This window comes from Paracoccus subflavus (genome assembly GCF_004310345.1).
GTDB lineage: Bacteria > Pseudomonadota > Alphaproteobacteria > Rhodobacterales > Rhodobacteraceae > Paracoccus > Paracoccus subflavus.
This window is the reverse complement of the sequence record NZ_SISK01000003.1, coordinates 64,583-78,584: the sequence shown is the minus strand read 5'-3', so window position 1 is coordinate 78,584 and position 14,002 is coordinate 64,583. Positions and strand designations below refer to the sequence as shown.

16 protein-coding genes are annotated in these 14,002 nt (G+C 66.1%); 10 read left to right on the top strand and 6 right to left on the bottom strand.

Going from position 1 to position 14,002, the window contains the following annotated elements:
* Position 1 precedes the first annotated feature (1 nt).
* From secF to EYE42_RS05435, 7 genes are read left to right on the top strand one after another with little or no spacing between them, the layout of a single operon-like run.
* Positions 2-982 (top strand): protein translocase subunit SecF, encoded by a 981-nt coding sequence (secF, locus tag EYE42_RS05465; protein ID WP_130990313.1) that lies wholly within the window; start codon positions 2-4, stop codon positions 980-982.
* A complete protein-coding gene (locus tag EYE42_RS05460) occupies positions 982-1,335 on the top strand; it encodes an Mth938-like domain-containing protein (RefSeq protein WP_130990312.1) in 354 nt (117 codons plus the stop codon). The genes secF and EYE42_RS05460 overlap by 1 nt, the downstream gene beginning before the upstream one ends.
* On the top strand, positions 1,332-1,958 hold the full coding sequence (gene ccmA / locus EYE42_RS05455; protein WP_130990311.1) for a heme ABC exporter ATP-binding protein CcmA: 627 nt from the start codon (positions 1,332-1,334) through the stop codon (positions 1,956-1,958). The genes EYE42_RS05460 and ccmA overlap by 4 nt, the downstream gene beginning before the upstream one ends.
* Positions 1,955-2,611, top strand: a complete 657-nt coding sequence (gene ccmB, locus EYE42_RS05450; protein ID WP_130990310.1) for a heme exporter protein CcmB — start codon at positions 1,955-1,957, stop codon at positions 2,609-2,611. Before ccmA ends, ccmB begins: the two co-directional genes overlap by 4 nt.
* 41 nt (positions 2,612-2,652) lie before the next feature.
* Positions 2,653-3,378 carry a heme ABC transporter permease CcmC gene (gene ccmC, locus EYE42_RS05445; protein WP_130990309.1) on the top strand — a complete coding sequence of 242 codons (726 nt, stop codon included), beginning with the start codon at positions 2,653-2,655 and terminating at the stop codon, positions 3,376-3,378.
* Complete coding sequence (ccmD, locus tag EYE42_RS05440) at positions 3,375-3,518, top strand: heme exporter protein CcmD (protein WP_130990308.1); 144 nt, start codon at positions 3,375-3,377, stop codon at positions 3,516-3,518. The genes ccmC and ccmD overlap by 4 nt, the downstream gene beginning before the upstream one ends.
* A complete protein-coding gene (locus EYE42_RS05435; RefSeq protein WP_130990307.1) occupies positions 3,511-4,050 on the top strand; it encodes a DsbE family thiol:disulfide interchange protein in 540 nt (179 codons plus the stop codon). The genes ccmD and EYE42_RS05435 overlap by 8 nt, the downstream gene beginning before the upstream one ends.
* A gap of 12 nt (positions 4,051-4,062) precedes the next feature.
* On the opposite strand, the gene EYE42_RS05430 is transcribed toward EYE42_RS05435, so the two are convergent.
* The 5 genes from EYE42_RS05430 to EYE42_RS05410 all read right to left on the bottom strand — a co-directional run bounded on the left by EYE42_RS05430 (position 4,063) and on the right by EYE42_RS05410 (position 11,472).
* Entirely contained in the window at positions 4,063-4,404 is a 342-nt protein-coding gene (locus EYE42_RS05430; RefSeq protein ID WP_130990306.1) for a DUF2934 domain-containing protein, read from the bottom strand.
* A gap of 32 nt (positions 4,405-4,436) precedes the next feature.
* The gene (gene glgX / locus EYE42_RS05425) at positions 4,437-6,494 is read right to left on the bottom strand and encodes a glycogen debranching protein GlgX (RefSeq protein WP_130990305.1); all 2,058 of its coding nucleotides are present in this window, start codon (positions 6,492-6,494) and stop codon (positions 4,437-4,439) included.
* A gap of 93 nt (positions 6,495-6,587) precedes the next feature.
* The gene (gene treY, locus EYE42_RS05420; protein WP_130990304.1) at positions 6,588-8,906 is read right to left on the bottom strand and encodes a malto-oligosyltrehalose synthase; all 2,319 of its coding nucleotides are present in this window, start codon (positions 8,904-8,906) and stop codon (positions 6,588-6,590) included.
* The gene (gene treZ / locus EYE42_RS05415; RefSeq protein WP_130990303.1) at positions 8,903-10,618 is read right to left on the bottom strand and encodes a malto-oligosyltrehalose trehalohydrolase; all 1,716 of its coding nucleotides are present in this window, start codon (positions 10,616-10,618) and stop codon (positions 8,903-8,905) included. Before treZ ends, treY begins: the two co-directional genes overlap by 4 nt.
* On the bottom strand, positions 10,615-11,472 hold the full coding sequence (locus EYE42_RS05410; protein WP_130990302.1) for a glucose 1-dehydrogenase: 858 nt from the start codon (positions 11,470-11,472) through the stop codon (positions 10,615-10,617). Before EYE42_RS05410 ends, treZ begins: the two co-directional genes overlap by 4 nt.
* Positions 11,473-11,649: 177 nt before the next feature.
* On the opposite strand from EYE42_RS05410, the gene EYE42_RS05405 reads away from it, so the two are divergent.
* Positions 11,650-11,868, top strand: a complete 219-nt coding sequence (locus tag EYE42_RS05405; RefSeq protein WP_130990301.1) for a hypothetical protein — start codon at positions 11,650-11,652, stop codon at positions 11,866-11,868.
* 4 nt (positions 11,869-11,872) lie between these two features.
* Positions 11,873-12,115 (top strand): hypothetical protein, encoded by a 243-nt coding sequence (locus EYE42_RS05400; protein ID WP_130990300.1) that lies wholly within the window; start codon positions 11,873-11,875, stop codon positions 12,113-12,115.
* Here the strand turns inward: EYE42_RS05400 and EYE42_RS05395 are convergent.
* Positions 12,112-12,750 carry a cysteine hydrolase family protein gene (locus tag EYE42_RS05395; protein WP_130990299.1) on the bottom strand — a complete coding sequence of 213 codons (639 nt, stop codon included), beginning with the start codon at positions 12,748-12,750 and terminating at the stop codon, positions 12,112-12,114. The genes EYE42_RS05400 and EYE42_RS05395 overlap by 4 nt on opposite strands.
* A 155-nt stretch (positions 12,751-12,905) precedes the next feature.
* On the opposite strand from EYE42_RS05395, the gene dinB reads away from it, so the two are divergent.
* Positions 12,906-14,000: a DNA polymerase IV gene (gene dinB, locus EYE42_RS05390; RefSeq protein ID WP_130990298.1), complete on the top strand. Its 1,095-nt coding sequence runs from the start codon at positions 12,906-12,908 to the stop codon at positions 13,998-14,000.
* Positions 14,001-14,002 lie beyond the last annotated feature (2 nt).

Below are 14,002 nucleotides of genomic sequence, written 5' to 3'. Positions count from 1 at the left end.
TATGGCATTCCGTCTGAAACTTGTCCCCGACAACACCCGCATCGACTTTTTCCGCTGGCAATGGCTGACCTTCGGGATGTCCATGGCGGCGATGATCGGCTCTCTTTTGCTGATCTTTACGATGGGATTGAACTTCGGCATCGATTTCAAGGGCGGCACCACCATCCGCACCGAAAGCCCCACCGCCTTCGAGGTTGGCGATTACCGCAACGCCCTGGACGACATGGGCTTCAGCGACCTGGCCATCACCGAGGTCTTCGATCCCGGCTTTGGCCAGGACCGGCATGTCGCCATGATCCGCATCGGCACCACCGACGAAACCGGATCGGTGTCCGCCGAGCAGTTGAACCAGATTCAGGACGCGCTTCGGCAGGTGGACCCGCAGATCACCTTTGCGGCGGTGGAATCGGTCGGCCCCAAGGTGTCGGCCGAGCTGATCAAGACCGCCTTCTATGCCGTGGGCGCGGCCTGCCTGGGGATCATGGCCTATATCTGGCTGCGCTTCGAATGGCAGTTCGCGATCGGCGCGGTCGTGTCGCTGATCCACGACGTATTGCTGACGGTCGGCCTGTTCGCGCTGTTCCAGTTGAAATTCGACCTGACCACCATCGCGGCGCTGCTGACCACGCTGGGCTTTTCCTGCAACGACACGGTGGTTGTCTTCGACCGGTTGCGGGAAAACCTGATGAAATACAAGACCCGGCCCCTGATCGACCTGATGAACCTGACCGCCAACGAGACGCTGTCACGCACCCTCATGACCGCCGTGACCACCGCCCTTGCGCTGACTGCGATGCTGGTGTTTGGCGGCGACGTGATCCGCGACTTCATCATCGCCATGCTGTTCGGGGTGGTCGTCGGCTGCTACTCGACCCTGTATGTCGCCAAGAACATCGTGCTGTGGCTGGGCGTCAAGCGAGACTGGTCGAAGAAGGATCCCAAGCTGGCCGCTTCCCCGTTCGAGAATGCGGAACGCCCCTGATGAAGATGAAGCCTACGGATTTCGGCGGGGCCACGGCAGTCGAGGGCTATGGTCCCGGCTTTTTCCGCATGGGCCGGACGGTGATTCATGGACCGGTCCTTGTCACGGCGGCGGGCGGCGTCGCCTGGGGCGGGCTTGAGGATCAAGCGCCACTGCTGGCGCTGGCGGGACAGATCGACGTGCTGTTCATCGGCATGGGGGCAGAGGTCGCCCATGCCCCCACCGGACTGGTGGCTGCGCTGCGCGAGGCGGGCGTGGCGGTCGAATCCATGTCCTCGCCTACGGCGGCGCGGACATACAACGTCACGCTTTCCGAAGGCCGCCGCGTCGCCTGCGCGCTTTTGCCGCTGTGACGCTGCTGGCCGTCCACGATCTTGTCGTCGCGCGCGGCGGCTTGCGGACGGTCGAGGGGGTATCTTTCAGTCTGGCGCCCGGACAGGCCCTGATCCTGCGCGGCCCCAACGGCATTGGCAAGACCACCCTGCTGCGGACGATCGCGGGCCTTCAACCGCCCGTCGGGGGCGGGATCGAGATGGCCGAGGATGCGGTGGCCTATGCGGCCCATGCCGATGGCCTGAAGGGCGCGCTGAGCGTGGCCGAGAACCTGGCGTTCTGGGCGCAGGTCTTTGGCGGCGGCGGTATCGAGGCGGCCCTGTCGGCCATGGCCCTGGAACCGCTGGCCGACCGCCCGGCTGCCGCGCTGTCGGCAGGCCAGAAGCGGCGGCTGGGATTGGCGCGGCTGCTGGTCGCACGGCGTCCCCTGTGGGTGCTTGACGAACCCACGGTATCGCTGGACGCGGCCTCGGTCCTCCGCTTTGCCGACATGATGCGTGGCCATTTGTCTGAAGGGGGGGCGGCGCTGATCGCCACCCATATCGACCTGGGTCTTGATGCCCGGATCCTGGACCTGACACCCTTTCGCGCCCAGGGTATCACCCCGTCCCGGCCCGCCGGCTTCAACGAGGCTTTCGCATGATCGCCCTGTTGCGCCGCGACCTGCGGCTGGCTGTCCGGGCAGGGGGCGGCTTTGGCCTTGGCGTGGCGTTCTTTCTGATCCTGTGTTCGCTTGTGCCTTTCGGCGTCGGACCCGACAGCGGCGCCCTGCAACCCATCGCGCCGGGGATCCTGTGGCTGGGCGCGCTTCTGGCCTGCCTGTTGTCGCTGGACCGCATCTTTGCCCTGGATCACGAGGATGGCAGCCTGGATCTGCTGGCGACATCGCCCCTGCCGCTGGAGGGGGCGGTGGCGATCAAGGCGCTTGCGCACTGGATCACCACCGGCCTGCCGCTGATCGTGGCCGCGCCCCTGTTCGGCATCCTGCTGCACCTGCCGGCCGGTGCGATCCCGTCGCTCTTGGTCTCGCTGCTGGTGGGAACGCCTGCGCTGTCGATGCTGGGGGCCTTTGGGGCGGCCGTCACCGTGGGCCTGCGGCGCGGGGGGCTGTTGCTGTCCCTTCTGGTCCTGCCGCTCTATATTCCGACGCTGATCTTCGGGACCGAGATGATCCGCCGCGGGCAGCAGGGCGGCGATGCCGCGACCCCCCTGCTGTTTCTGGCGGGCATCACGGCGGGGGTTCTGGCCGTGATACCTTTTGCCGCAGCCGCCGCGCTGCGGGTCAATCTGCGGTGATGCGCCTTGAGCCGCGGCCAATCGGGCGCTAGGGGAAAGTCATGTCGATCTGGGAATACGCCAACCCCGTCAAATTCATGCGCACTTCGGGCGCGATCCTGCCATGGATCGGGGCGGGGGCGGCCGTCTGCACGGTGACGGGTCTGGCCTGGGGCTTCCTGACGCCCGATGATTACCGGCAGGGGTCCACCGTCAAGATCGTCTTCCTGCACGTTCCTGCCGCGATGATGGCGATCAACATCTGGGTGATGATGCTGGCGGCCAGCCTGATCTGGCTGATCCGCCGTCACCATGTCAGTGCCCTTGCCGCCAAGGCCGCCGCGCCCATCGGCGCGGTGATGACCTTGATCGGGCTGATCACCGGCGCGGTCTGGGGTCAGCCGATGTGGGGGACATGGTGGGAATGGGATCCGCGGCTGACCAGTTTCCTGATCCTGCTGCTGTTCTATATCGGCTATATTGCGCTGTGGTCTGCCGTCGAGGATCCCGACAGCGCCGCCGATCTGACCGCCGTGTTGTGCCTGGTGGGTTCGGTCTTTGCGCTGCTGTCGCGTTATGCGGTGCTGTTCTGGAACCAGGGCCTGCACCAGGGCGCCAGCCTGTCGGTCCAGTCCGGCGAACGGATGAGCGCGGTGTACCGCTATCCCCTGTATCTGACGATGCTGGGGTTCGGGCTGCTGTTCCTGGCCCTGATGCTGGTCCGCACCCGGACCGAAATTCGCAGGCGGCGCCTGGCGGCGCTGCAGGCAAGGGAATTGCGCGCATGATCGAACTTGGCAAATACGCAGGCGCGGTGTTGGGCGCCTATGGCCTGTCGCTGGCCGTGCTGGGGGGGCTGATCTGGCAAACCCTGGCCGCGAATCTGCGCGCCCGCCGCGATCTGGAAAGGCAGGAAAACCGTGGCTAGGATTTCACCGCTTGTCGCCGTGCCGCCGCTGGCATTCGCCGCGCTGGCTGCCGTTTTTCTGTGGGGCATGGGGCGCGAGGATCCCGGCGGCCTGCCCTCGGCCATGATCGGGCGCGAGGCGCCGGCGTTGCCGCAAACCGCACTGCCCGGCAAGACCCCATTGACCGACGAACTGTTGCGCCAGCCCGGTGTCAAACTGGTCAATTTCTGGGCCAGTTGGTGCCCCCCCTGCCGGGCGGAGCATCCCACCCTGATGGATCTGGCCCAGGACATGCCCGTTTATGGCGTCAACCTGCGGGATATTGAGGATAACGCCCTGGCCTTTCTGGCCGAGGGCGGCGATCCCTATGCCGCGATCGCCACCGACCCGAAGGGACGTGGGGCCATCGACTGGGGCGTCACCGCCCCGCCCGAGACCTTTATCATCGACGGCGAGGGGCGGGTGCTTTACCGCCACGCAGGGCCGCTGATCCGCGAGGATTACACCAACCGCTTTCTGCCCGAACTGGAAAAGGCTCTCGCGGGGGAATGACCCTCGGGCGGTTCAGGGACCGTCGTTGAAGCTGTCGATCGGTTGTTCCTGAGGGGCCTTGTCGTCAGACTTGCCCTTGGCGGTTCTGCTGGCTCGGGGCGATTTGGGGGCCGGGGCCGTATCGCCCGCCGCCTTGCGGCTGCGCTTTGGTTTCTCAGGGATTTGCGAAAGCTCCGGCTGGTCGGTGCCGTCGCCCGACGGGCGGTCATCGCCCATGCGGTTGCGCAGCTCCTGTTCGGCGCGGGACCAATGGTCGGCCTCGCGCCCCTCGGGGCGGCCTTCGCTTTCCCAGATTTCATGGGCACGCTGCCTGATGCGCTCTTGACGGTCCTGATCCGGGTGGTTCTGGTCCATGTCCATCCTCCTTGCTATGGTCCCTTCATGTGTCATCGGGTCAACGCCAGAACGGCCTGCCACGGCACCGGCACGACCCCCTGGGCAGGACTGTCCTGCGCCACCTCGTCGGCCGAGGTGTCGATGCGCAGATGCCATTCGCCCTCGGGCAGGGCAAATTCCGCATCCTCGCCCGCATTCACCACGATCAGCACATCCGCTCCGTTTGGCAAGACCTGCCGCAGGCCGAAGCAGCGCAATTCGCCATCCTGCCAGTCGCCTTCCTCCATGGCGCCACCCCGCGGGTGCAGCCATTCGATCGCGGCCTGCCGTTCGGACGCATCGGCGGGTGCGGCGCCAAAGCGCGACTGAGACAGGGACACTTCCTGGCGAAAGGCCGTCAGCGCGGCAAAGGCGTCGATCAGGTCCTTGCGCGCCGAGGACCAGTCCAGCCAGGCGATCTCGTTGTCCTGGCAATAGGCGTTGTTGTTGCCGTCCTGGCTGTTGCCGAATTCGTCACCCGCCAGGATCATGGGCACGCCCTGGCTCAGCGCGACGGTGGCCAGCATCGCGCGGACCCGCCGCACCCGTGCCGTGACGATGCCTGAATCGTCGGTGGGGCCTTCGGCGCCCATGTTGTCGGACAGGTTGTGGTCGTGGCCGTCGCGGTTGTCCTCTCCGTTCGCCTCGTTGTGCTTGTCGTTGAAACTGACCGTATCCCACAGGGTGAAGCCGTCATGGGCGGCCACGAAATTCACGCTCGAGGTGGCGGGCCGGTGGCTGTGGTTGAACTGCACCGGCGATCCCGAAAGCCGCTCTGACATGGCGGGCACCAGTCCGGGGTCGCGGCGCCAGAAGGCGCGCGTGTCGTCGCGGAACTTGTCGTTCCATTCGCGGAACGGCCAGCGGTATCCGCCCACCTGATAGCCGCCTTCGCCGATGTCCCAGGGTTCCGCGATCAGCTTGACGCCCGACAGCACCGGATCCTGCCGGATGGCGTTGAAGAACGATCCGTCGCGTTCGAACCCCTGCGTCTCGCGTCCCAGCGTCGAGGCCAGATCAAAGCGGAACCCGTCCACATGCATCGCCTCGACCCAATAGCGCAGGCTGTCCATGACCATGCGCAGCACCATGGGATGCGCCACGTTCAGCGTATTCCCGGTGCCGGTGGTGTCGAACCCGTGGCGGGGATTGTCGGGCGCCAGCAGGTAATAGGACGCATTGTCGATGCCGCGGAACGACATGGTCTGGCCCAGTTCGTTCCCCTCGGCGGTGTGGTTGTATACCACGTCCAGGATCACCTCGATCCCGGCCTTGTGCAGACGCCGGATCGCTTCCTTCACTTCGCGGATCTGACCCGATTTCAGATAGGGGGCGTGGGGCGCGAAAAAGGACAGCGTCGAATAGCCCCAATAGTTCGACAACCCCCGTTCGACCAGGAACCGGTCATTGGCAAAGGCATGGATCGGCAGCAGTTCGACCGCCGTCACGCCGATCCGGTGCAGGTGTTCGATCATGGCGTCGCAGGCCAGGCCCTGGAACGTTCCCCGATCGGCCTCGGGGACATCGGGGTGCAACTGCGTCAGGCCCTTGACATGCGCTTCATAGACGACGCTGTTCTGCCAGGGCTTGCGGATGGCGCGGTCGGTGTCCCAGTCGAACTTGGTATCGACCACCACAGCCTTGGGCATGAAGGGCGCGCTGTCGCGGGTGTCGAAGCTGAGGTCGTCTTGCCCGACCTCGTAACCGTGCAGGGCATCGTTCCAGCGAATCTGGCCGCGCAGTTCGCGGGCATAGGGGTCCAGCAGCAGCTTGTTGTGGTTGAAGCGGTGGCCCTGTTCGGGGGCATGGGGACCATGGACGCGATAGCCATAGACCTGACCCGGCGCGATGCCTGGCAAGTAGCCGAACCAGATGCCGCCCTCCATTTCCGGCAGGTCCAGCCGGTGCAGCTCGTTCTGGCCGCTGTCGTCGAACAGGCACAGTTCGACCCGCGTGGCGTGATCCGAGAACAGCGCGAAATTCGTGCCCTCGCCCAGGAATTCGGCGCCCAGGATGTCGGGGCGCATGACGCTCGGGTCAAAGGTGGGGGCGTCCTTCATGTCGCGCATCCGGAAACCTCAGGGATGATGGGGCAGGGCAGGACTGCCCGGGATCGACAGGCGGCAGGGTGGGTGCAACGGAATGTCACCGGCGCGTTCCTTTCATGGGACGATCTGCCCCAGGGGCAGGTCTGCCCCCGGAACCGATGCCGCAGGGCTTTGTTCCTTCCGGTCGTGAATATCCACGGTCCCGGACATGGTTTCCACGGCGACGGATACCCGGCTGCCGTCGGCAAAGGCACGGGTGATCTGGCCGCGGTCATCGTCCTGACCCTTGCGGGCGAAGGTGGCAACGATCCGCCGGTCCCCCTGGCGGCGCACCAGCCGCAGTCCTTGCGCATCGGCCTGCACGACCGCATCGGCCTGCTCCAGGAAACCGGCATGTTGGCGCCGCAGCGCCAGCAGTTGCCGGGTCCAGTGCAGCTTGCCCCCGGCATCGGGCGGCGCGGAAAGCGTGTCCCAGTCCACCGGCAGGCGATTGTCGGGATCGGTCAGGGACAACAATCCGCCCTCGTCGCCGCGATAGATGTCGGGAAAGCCGGGCATCAGCATCTGCAACGCAAGCTGGGCAAACGACAGCGCCTCGCCCCGGTCGATCAGCGCCGCAAGGGTGCTGTCCGGCGCGGCGGCCCAGCGGCCCAGCAGGTCGCGGGCAAAGGTCTTGGTGGCATCCTCGGCCGCAAGGTCGGGATTGGACCAGAAGCTGGTCAGCTTGGCCTCGCGCATGGCCTTTTCGATGTGCAGTCCCAGCCGGTCCGCCGTATGGTCCACATCCCCGTTCCAGATCGCCAGGGCCGACTGGACCACATACCACCGCCAGCGCGGCTCGACCCCCTTGGCCGAGGGCAGGGCACAGGCCGCGTCGTAAAGCGTCCCGAAGGCGTCCGGAAGATGGCTGATGGCGACAAGGCGCATCCGCGAATCGCCGGATCGTTTGGTATCGTGCGTCGAAACCAGCGTCATGTCGGACGGGCGGCGCCGGGCCAGGAAATCGTTGGCCTCGACGGGATCGACGCATGGTTCGTCGGGTTCGGCGCCAACCTCGTTGGCGGGCAGATAACGCGTCCAGCGAAAGCCTGCCGTATCCTCCTGCGCCTTGGCCAGCAGGGCACCCGATACCTGCTGGAACCGCCGGACCAGCCCACGGGCCGCATCCGTGCAGGGATCGACCATCAGGTCGACCAGAAGGTCCACGACCGCCCGGCTGCGCAGTCCCTGGGCCGCCTCGTCGGCCATGGCGCGCAGCAGGTCGCGATCCTCGGGGCGGGCCGTGTCGGTGACATAGGTGCGGTAACGCGGCATCGCGACCAGCAGCGCGGTAATGGCCTCGCGCAGCGATTCGGGTCCCGGCTCGGCTACGGGAGAGCCCTGAGTGGCGGCCGCCGCCATCTCGCGCAACTGCCGCCGTTCCGCCGCCAGTTCGTTGTCCAGAACGTCCAGCTTGGCCTGCCGCAGTTCCGACCGGAAATCGGTGTCGATGCCCGTCGCCCGGCGCCACAGCCCGTCAAGGGTCTCGATGCCCCCCGGATCGGTCAGCAGCCGGGCGATCAGGCGCGCGGCCTCGTATCCGGTGGTGCCGACCGTGGCCCAGTCGGGCTGCAGGGTTTCGTGGCCCACCAGGATCTTTTCCACCCAGACCGGCGTGTCCGGCAGTTCTTCGGCCAGCCAGCGCAGATAAGTCTGGGGATCGGCCAGCCCGTCGATATGGTCGACCCGCAACCCCTGGACCAGACCGGACCGGACCAGATCGAAGATCAGCGCATGGGTGTCGTCGAACACGGCCCGATCCTCGACCCGCATCCCGATCAGGCTGGTGACGTTGAAGAACCGCCGGTGGGTGATGCCGTCGCGTTCCATCTCGGAATGGACCAGCCGCCAGTGCTGGCGGTCATGCAGGGCGCGCAGGTCCGAGGCGTCGGTGTCGTCATCGGCCAGCGGCACAGCGGCATCGCCGAACCGCCATTCCCCATCGGCGACCGTGAAGGCATTGTCGGCCAGCATCTTTTCGAACGGTTCGGGCAGAAACGGCAGCACCAGGGGGCCTGCGTCCCAGTCGATGTCGAAATGCCGGGCATAGCGGCTGTCCCGGCCATGGCGCAGCACGTCCAGCAGCCATGGGTTTTCCAGCGTGAAGGCCGTGTGGTTGGGCACGATGTCCAGAATGATGCCAATGCCCTGCGCCTGCGCGGCGCGGGCCAGATCCGCGAACCCCTCGTGCCCGCCCAGCACCGGGTCGATCCGGGTCGGGTCGATGATGTCGTATCCGTGCGTCGATCCCATCGATGCCAGAAACACCGGCGACAGATACAGGTGCGAGACGCCAAGACCTTGCAGATAGGGCAGCAGGGCCCTGGCCCGTGCAAAATCCACGCCGTCGCGCAACTGGATACGATAGGTCGCCAAGGGGATGTCGGGAATCATGCGGACCTTGTGGTGGCGGAAAGGGCAAAGGGATCCTGGCTTGGTCGGCCAAGGGCGAAGGCGGTGTCGGGCGGGGCGTTCAGGCCGGGTTCGGCCCGCCCCAGCGACAGCCACAGATCCAGCGTTCCGGTCTGGAACGGCCAGCTTGCCTGCAATGCAGATGGGCCGATCCGGGTCACGCTGGCCGGGCCGCTGCGGCCGCTTTTCAGCAAGGGCACCACATGGTCCGACCGGAATCGCAAGGCGCGTCGCGTCAGGTCCTGCCAGTCGCGGGCCTCGGATGTATCGGACCAGTCCAGGCGCGACCGGGCAAAGGTATCGGGCGACAGGGGGTCGGGCACCCCGGCCCCCAGGGTTGCGATGCCCGCGAATTCGGCGGCGCGGCCCTTGCGGATGGCGTCCGCCAGATCGCCGGAAAAGTCGGCACAGAACAGGAACGGCGTGGTCGCGCCCCGTTCCTCGCCCATGAAGATCATCGGGACATAGGGCGCCACCAGCAGCAGGGCATAGGCCGTCCTGACCGCATCGGTATGGGCCAGCGACAGCAGGCGTTCGCCCAAGGCGCGGTTGCCGACCTGGTCGTGGGTCTGCGTCGCATTGACAAAGGCCGTGGGGGGCAGGTGCCCGCAGGACTGTCCGCGCGGTCCGTCGCGGCCGGGCCGATCCTGGCCTTCCTCGACATGGCCGCGTTCCAGCGCAAGGCACAGATCGGCAAAGGGATCGTCGGCAAAACTGGCGTAATAGCCATCGGCCTCGCCGGTCAGATGCACGTGGACGGCATGGTGGAAATCGTCGTTCCAGGCGGCGTCGAAACCGGCCTGGCGCAGATGGGGTTCGTTTCGCTCGTCCTCGACGATCAGATGGATGGGACGGGACGGGTCCACGGCGCGGATGCGCGGGGCGAATTGCCGCAGGAAATCGTCGGCGCCGGGGCCGGTGATCTGATGGACCGCATCCAGCCGCAGCCCGTCCAAACCGTATTCGCCGACCCAGTATTCCCCGCACTGGGTCCAGAACTCGCGCACGGCGGGTTGCGAAAAGTCGATGGCCGCGCCCCAGGGGGTGTGGCGGGTTTCGTCAAAGAACCGGGGCGCGCCCAGATGCAGATAGGCGCCCTCGGGGCCGAAATGGTTCATCACCAGATCAAGGAATACCATCAGCCCCAGCGAGTGGGCATGATCGACAAAATCGTGCAGGTCGTCGGGGCTGCCATAGGCAGGATGCAGCGCAAAGGGCAGAACCCCGTCATAACCCCAGCCGCGCGTTCCCGGAAACTGACCGACCGGCATGATTTCGATGGCCGTGATCCCAAGGCCCGCCAGATCTGCCAGCCGGCCCGCCGCCGCGGCCAGCGTCCCCTCGGGCGTGAAGGTGCCCAGGTGCAGCTCGTAGATCGCAGCCTCTGACCAGTCGCGGCCCTGCCATCCGGACCGGGGACTGCGGGGCCGTGTCACGACCGATGGCGAATGCACATCCCCTGATTGCAGCCGCGATGCCGGGTCGGGGATGTCCTGCCCATCGACCCGGAACAGATACCGGCTGCCGACCCGGGCAGGGACGCTGGCGGCCCAGAAACCGTCCGGTTGTCCGGTCATTGGAACTTCGCGGTCGTCCAGGATCAACCCGACCTTTCGGGCATCGGGCGCCCATATCCGCGCCGTCCAGTCGCCGCCGTGCCACGAACCGCCCCAGCCCTGCCCCATGGCCGTCATATCATCGGCTTGCCGCCGGTGACGGCAATCGTCGCCCCCGAGACATAGCTGGACATCGGTTCGGCCAGCATCACATAGGCCGAGGCAAGCTCGACCGGCTGGGCGGGCCGCTTCATGGGATAGTTCTCGCCGAACTTCGACACCTTTTCGGGGTCCATGCTGGCGGGAATCAGGGGCGTCCAGACCGGGCCGGGCGCGACGACATTGGCGCGGATTCCCCGTTCGGCCAGCATCTGCGCAAGGCCCATGGTGAAATTCTGGATCGCACCCTTGGTCGTGGCATAGGCCAGCAGGTTGGGGCTGGGGTCATCGGCATTGATGGACGCGGTATTGATGATCGACCCGCCCTTTTTCATGTGCGGGACGGCGGCTTTGGTCAGGTGGAACATCGCGTCGATGTTGACGGCAAAGGTCTTGCGCCATTCCTCATCGGGAATGTCCTCGATCCGGTCGAATGTCCTTTGATGCGCGGCGTTGTTGACCAGGATGTCGATGCCGCCGAACGCTTCGGCCGTGTCCGACACGATCCTGCGGCAATGATCGGGATCGGCGATGTCGCCCGGAAAGACCAGGCATTGCCGACCCGCGTCGCGGATCAGTTGCGCGGTGGATTTCGCATCCTCGGTTTCGTCCAGATAGGACAGCGCCACATCGGCCCCCTCGCGTGCAAAGGCGATGGCAACCGCGCGACCGATGCCGCTGTCGCCGCCGGTGATGATCGCCTTCATCCCGTCCAGCCGGTTCGCGCCGCGCCAGCTTTCCTCGCCGTGGTCGGGCACCGGGTCCATCCTGGCGAAACTTCCCGGCAGATCCTGCTGCTGTTCGGGAAACGGGGGCTTGGGATAGTCGCGCATTGCGGGCCTCGTGGGATCGGATGGATGACCGCCGTGTGACGGAATGCCCAAGCAGAACCACCGCCACGGGAAAGGGTTTCCATGGTTTGGAGGATTGGATCAAAAATCAACCGCCTGCGCGGTGGAACAACAGCGCCCGCCGTATCGTTTGGCCGTCATCTGGAACGGAGCAGAACCATGCGAAATTGCGACATTCTAATTGCGGGCGGCGCGCTGATGTTGGTGGCCGGATTGGTGGCCAAGGCCATGTCCGACCGGGATGCAGACCAGAAAAACAATCGCTATGTCCGGTCCGCCGGCACGCGCGAGATGAGGGCGCCGCCCCGTCAGTGGGACCGGGTGGACGAGGCGCTGGACGAATCCTTTCCGGCCAGCGATCCGCCGGGCGGTTACTGATGCCATGATGCGGTCAGAAAGCGATCCGCAGGTGATCGCCTGCACCAAGCTGATCGACGCCCTGCCGGGGCTTCTGGACGCACAGGGTCTTCAAGCCGTCTGCGACTGGCTGACGGCCCGGCAGGTTCTGCATGACGGTCAGGAAGACCCCGGTGCCGTCATCGTCGAGGGGCTGGAGGTAGAACTGGCAATCGCCGAGACCTTTCGCCAGTTCGCCGAACGCCTGCAATGCCGGAATGCGGACTAGGCCAGGGCCGCGATGATTTCGGGGGTGTCTGCCATCTCGATCTGCTGGCCCAGCCGCTTGGCATAGATTTCCATCGCGGCGTCATGCGTGTCGTCCGATGACGAACAAACGGCGTCGGATGCCACGATCACCCGATATCCCAGATCGACCGCGCCCACCACCGCGGCCAGCAGGCAAACATCGGTTTCCCCGCCCGACAGGATCAGGGTGTCGATGCGGTCGGCCTGCAGCATCCGGTGCAGGCCGCCGTCCAGCCAGGGCGAATAGACGGCCTTGTCGTGGATGCGGGCCTCGGGAAGGTGCAGCTCCAGTTCCGGCAGCAGCCGCAGCATGTCCGGGTCCAGATTGTCCTGAAGAACCTGTGGCCAGTTCCCGTAATACCGCCGCCAGGCGCCAGGCGCGTCGTCCAGCGACCGGGGCGGAATGAAGCGGGTGAAGACGGTGCGACGCGGCGCCGCCTCGACCAACCGGCAGACCTGCGGCAACACGGCCCGCATCCAGTCAACGGCCCAGGGCGAGCCTTGGTCGAACAGCCGCTGCATGTCGATGCACAGATGCACCCAGCGTTCGCCCGGCGGACCCCAAGTCAGGCCCTTGTTGACCTTTGGAGCATCGGACCATGATAAGGGTGCCATGACGGTCTCCTGTCACTCTCTTTGCGAAAACGGCGGCAGGACGTTTTGGTTGCAGGGTCCGAAAGATGGCCCGTCTGCAACGCCGTGCCATGTTCCGGCTTTGTTTCTGCCCGACAGGCGGCTAGACTGCCGCCGCCCGTTGCATGTGACAGACCATGGCCGATCCCCACGACCCCGAGCGACCGCTGCGCAAGATCATCCATGTGGACATGGATGCCTTTTACGCTTCGGTCGAGCAGCGCGACGATCCGGCGCTGCGGGGCAGGCCGGTGGCTGTCGGCGGATCGGCCGCGCGCGGCGTGGTGGCCGCCGCCAGCTATGAAGCACGCGCCTTCGGCGTCCATTCGGCCATGGCTTCGGTCACGGCGAAACGGCGCTGTCCAGACCTGATCTTCGTCAGGCCCCGGTTCGAGGTGTATCGCGCCGTGTCGGCCCAGATCCGCGCGGTATTTGCCGAACACACCGACCTGATCGAGCCGTTGTCGCTGGACGAGGCCTATCTGGACGTGACCGAAAACAAGCAGGCCATCCCCGCCGCCACGTCCATCGCCCTGATGATCCGCGACCGCATCCGGCAGGTGACGGGGCTGAACGCCTCGGCCGGGATTTCCTACAACAAGTTTCTGGCGAAACTGGCCAGCGATCTGAACAAGCCGAACGGGCAGGCGGTCATCACCCCGGCGCGGGGTGCGGAATTCGTGGCGGCGCTGCCGGTCAGGAAATTCCATGGCATCGGCCCCGCCACGGCGACCAGGATGGAGCGGCTGGGCATCGTCACGGGCGCCGACCTGCGCGACCGGCCGCCCGAATTCCTGCGCCAGCATTTCGGCAAGTCGGGGGAATGGTATCACCGCATCGCGCGCGGCATCGACCACCGCCCGGTCGAGCCGCACCGTATCCGCAAGTCGGTGGGCGCCGAGGATACCTTTGACGCCGACATCCACGACCCTTGCGCGGCGCGGCTGGAAATCCTGCCCCTGGCCGAAAAGGTCTGGCAGCATTGCCTGGCCCGCCGCCTGACCGGGCGGACCGTCACGCTCAAGGTGAAATACGCCGATTTCCGGCAGATCACCCGCAGCCGCACCCTGTCGTGCCCGGTCCGCGATGCGGCGGATCTGCGTGACCTCGCACTGGATCTGTTGCAGCCGCTGTTTCCGGTGGACAGGGGCATCCGCCTGCTGGGGGTGACGCTGTCGTCGCTGGAATCGTCCGACCTGCCGCCGCCCCGGCAGTTGTCGCTGGGCCTGTAACC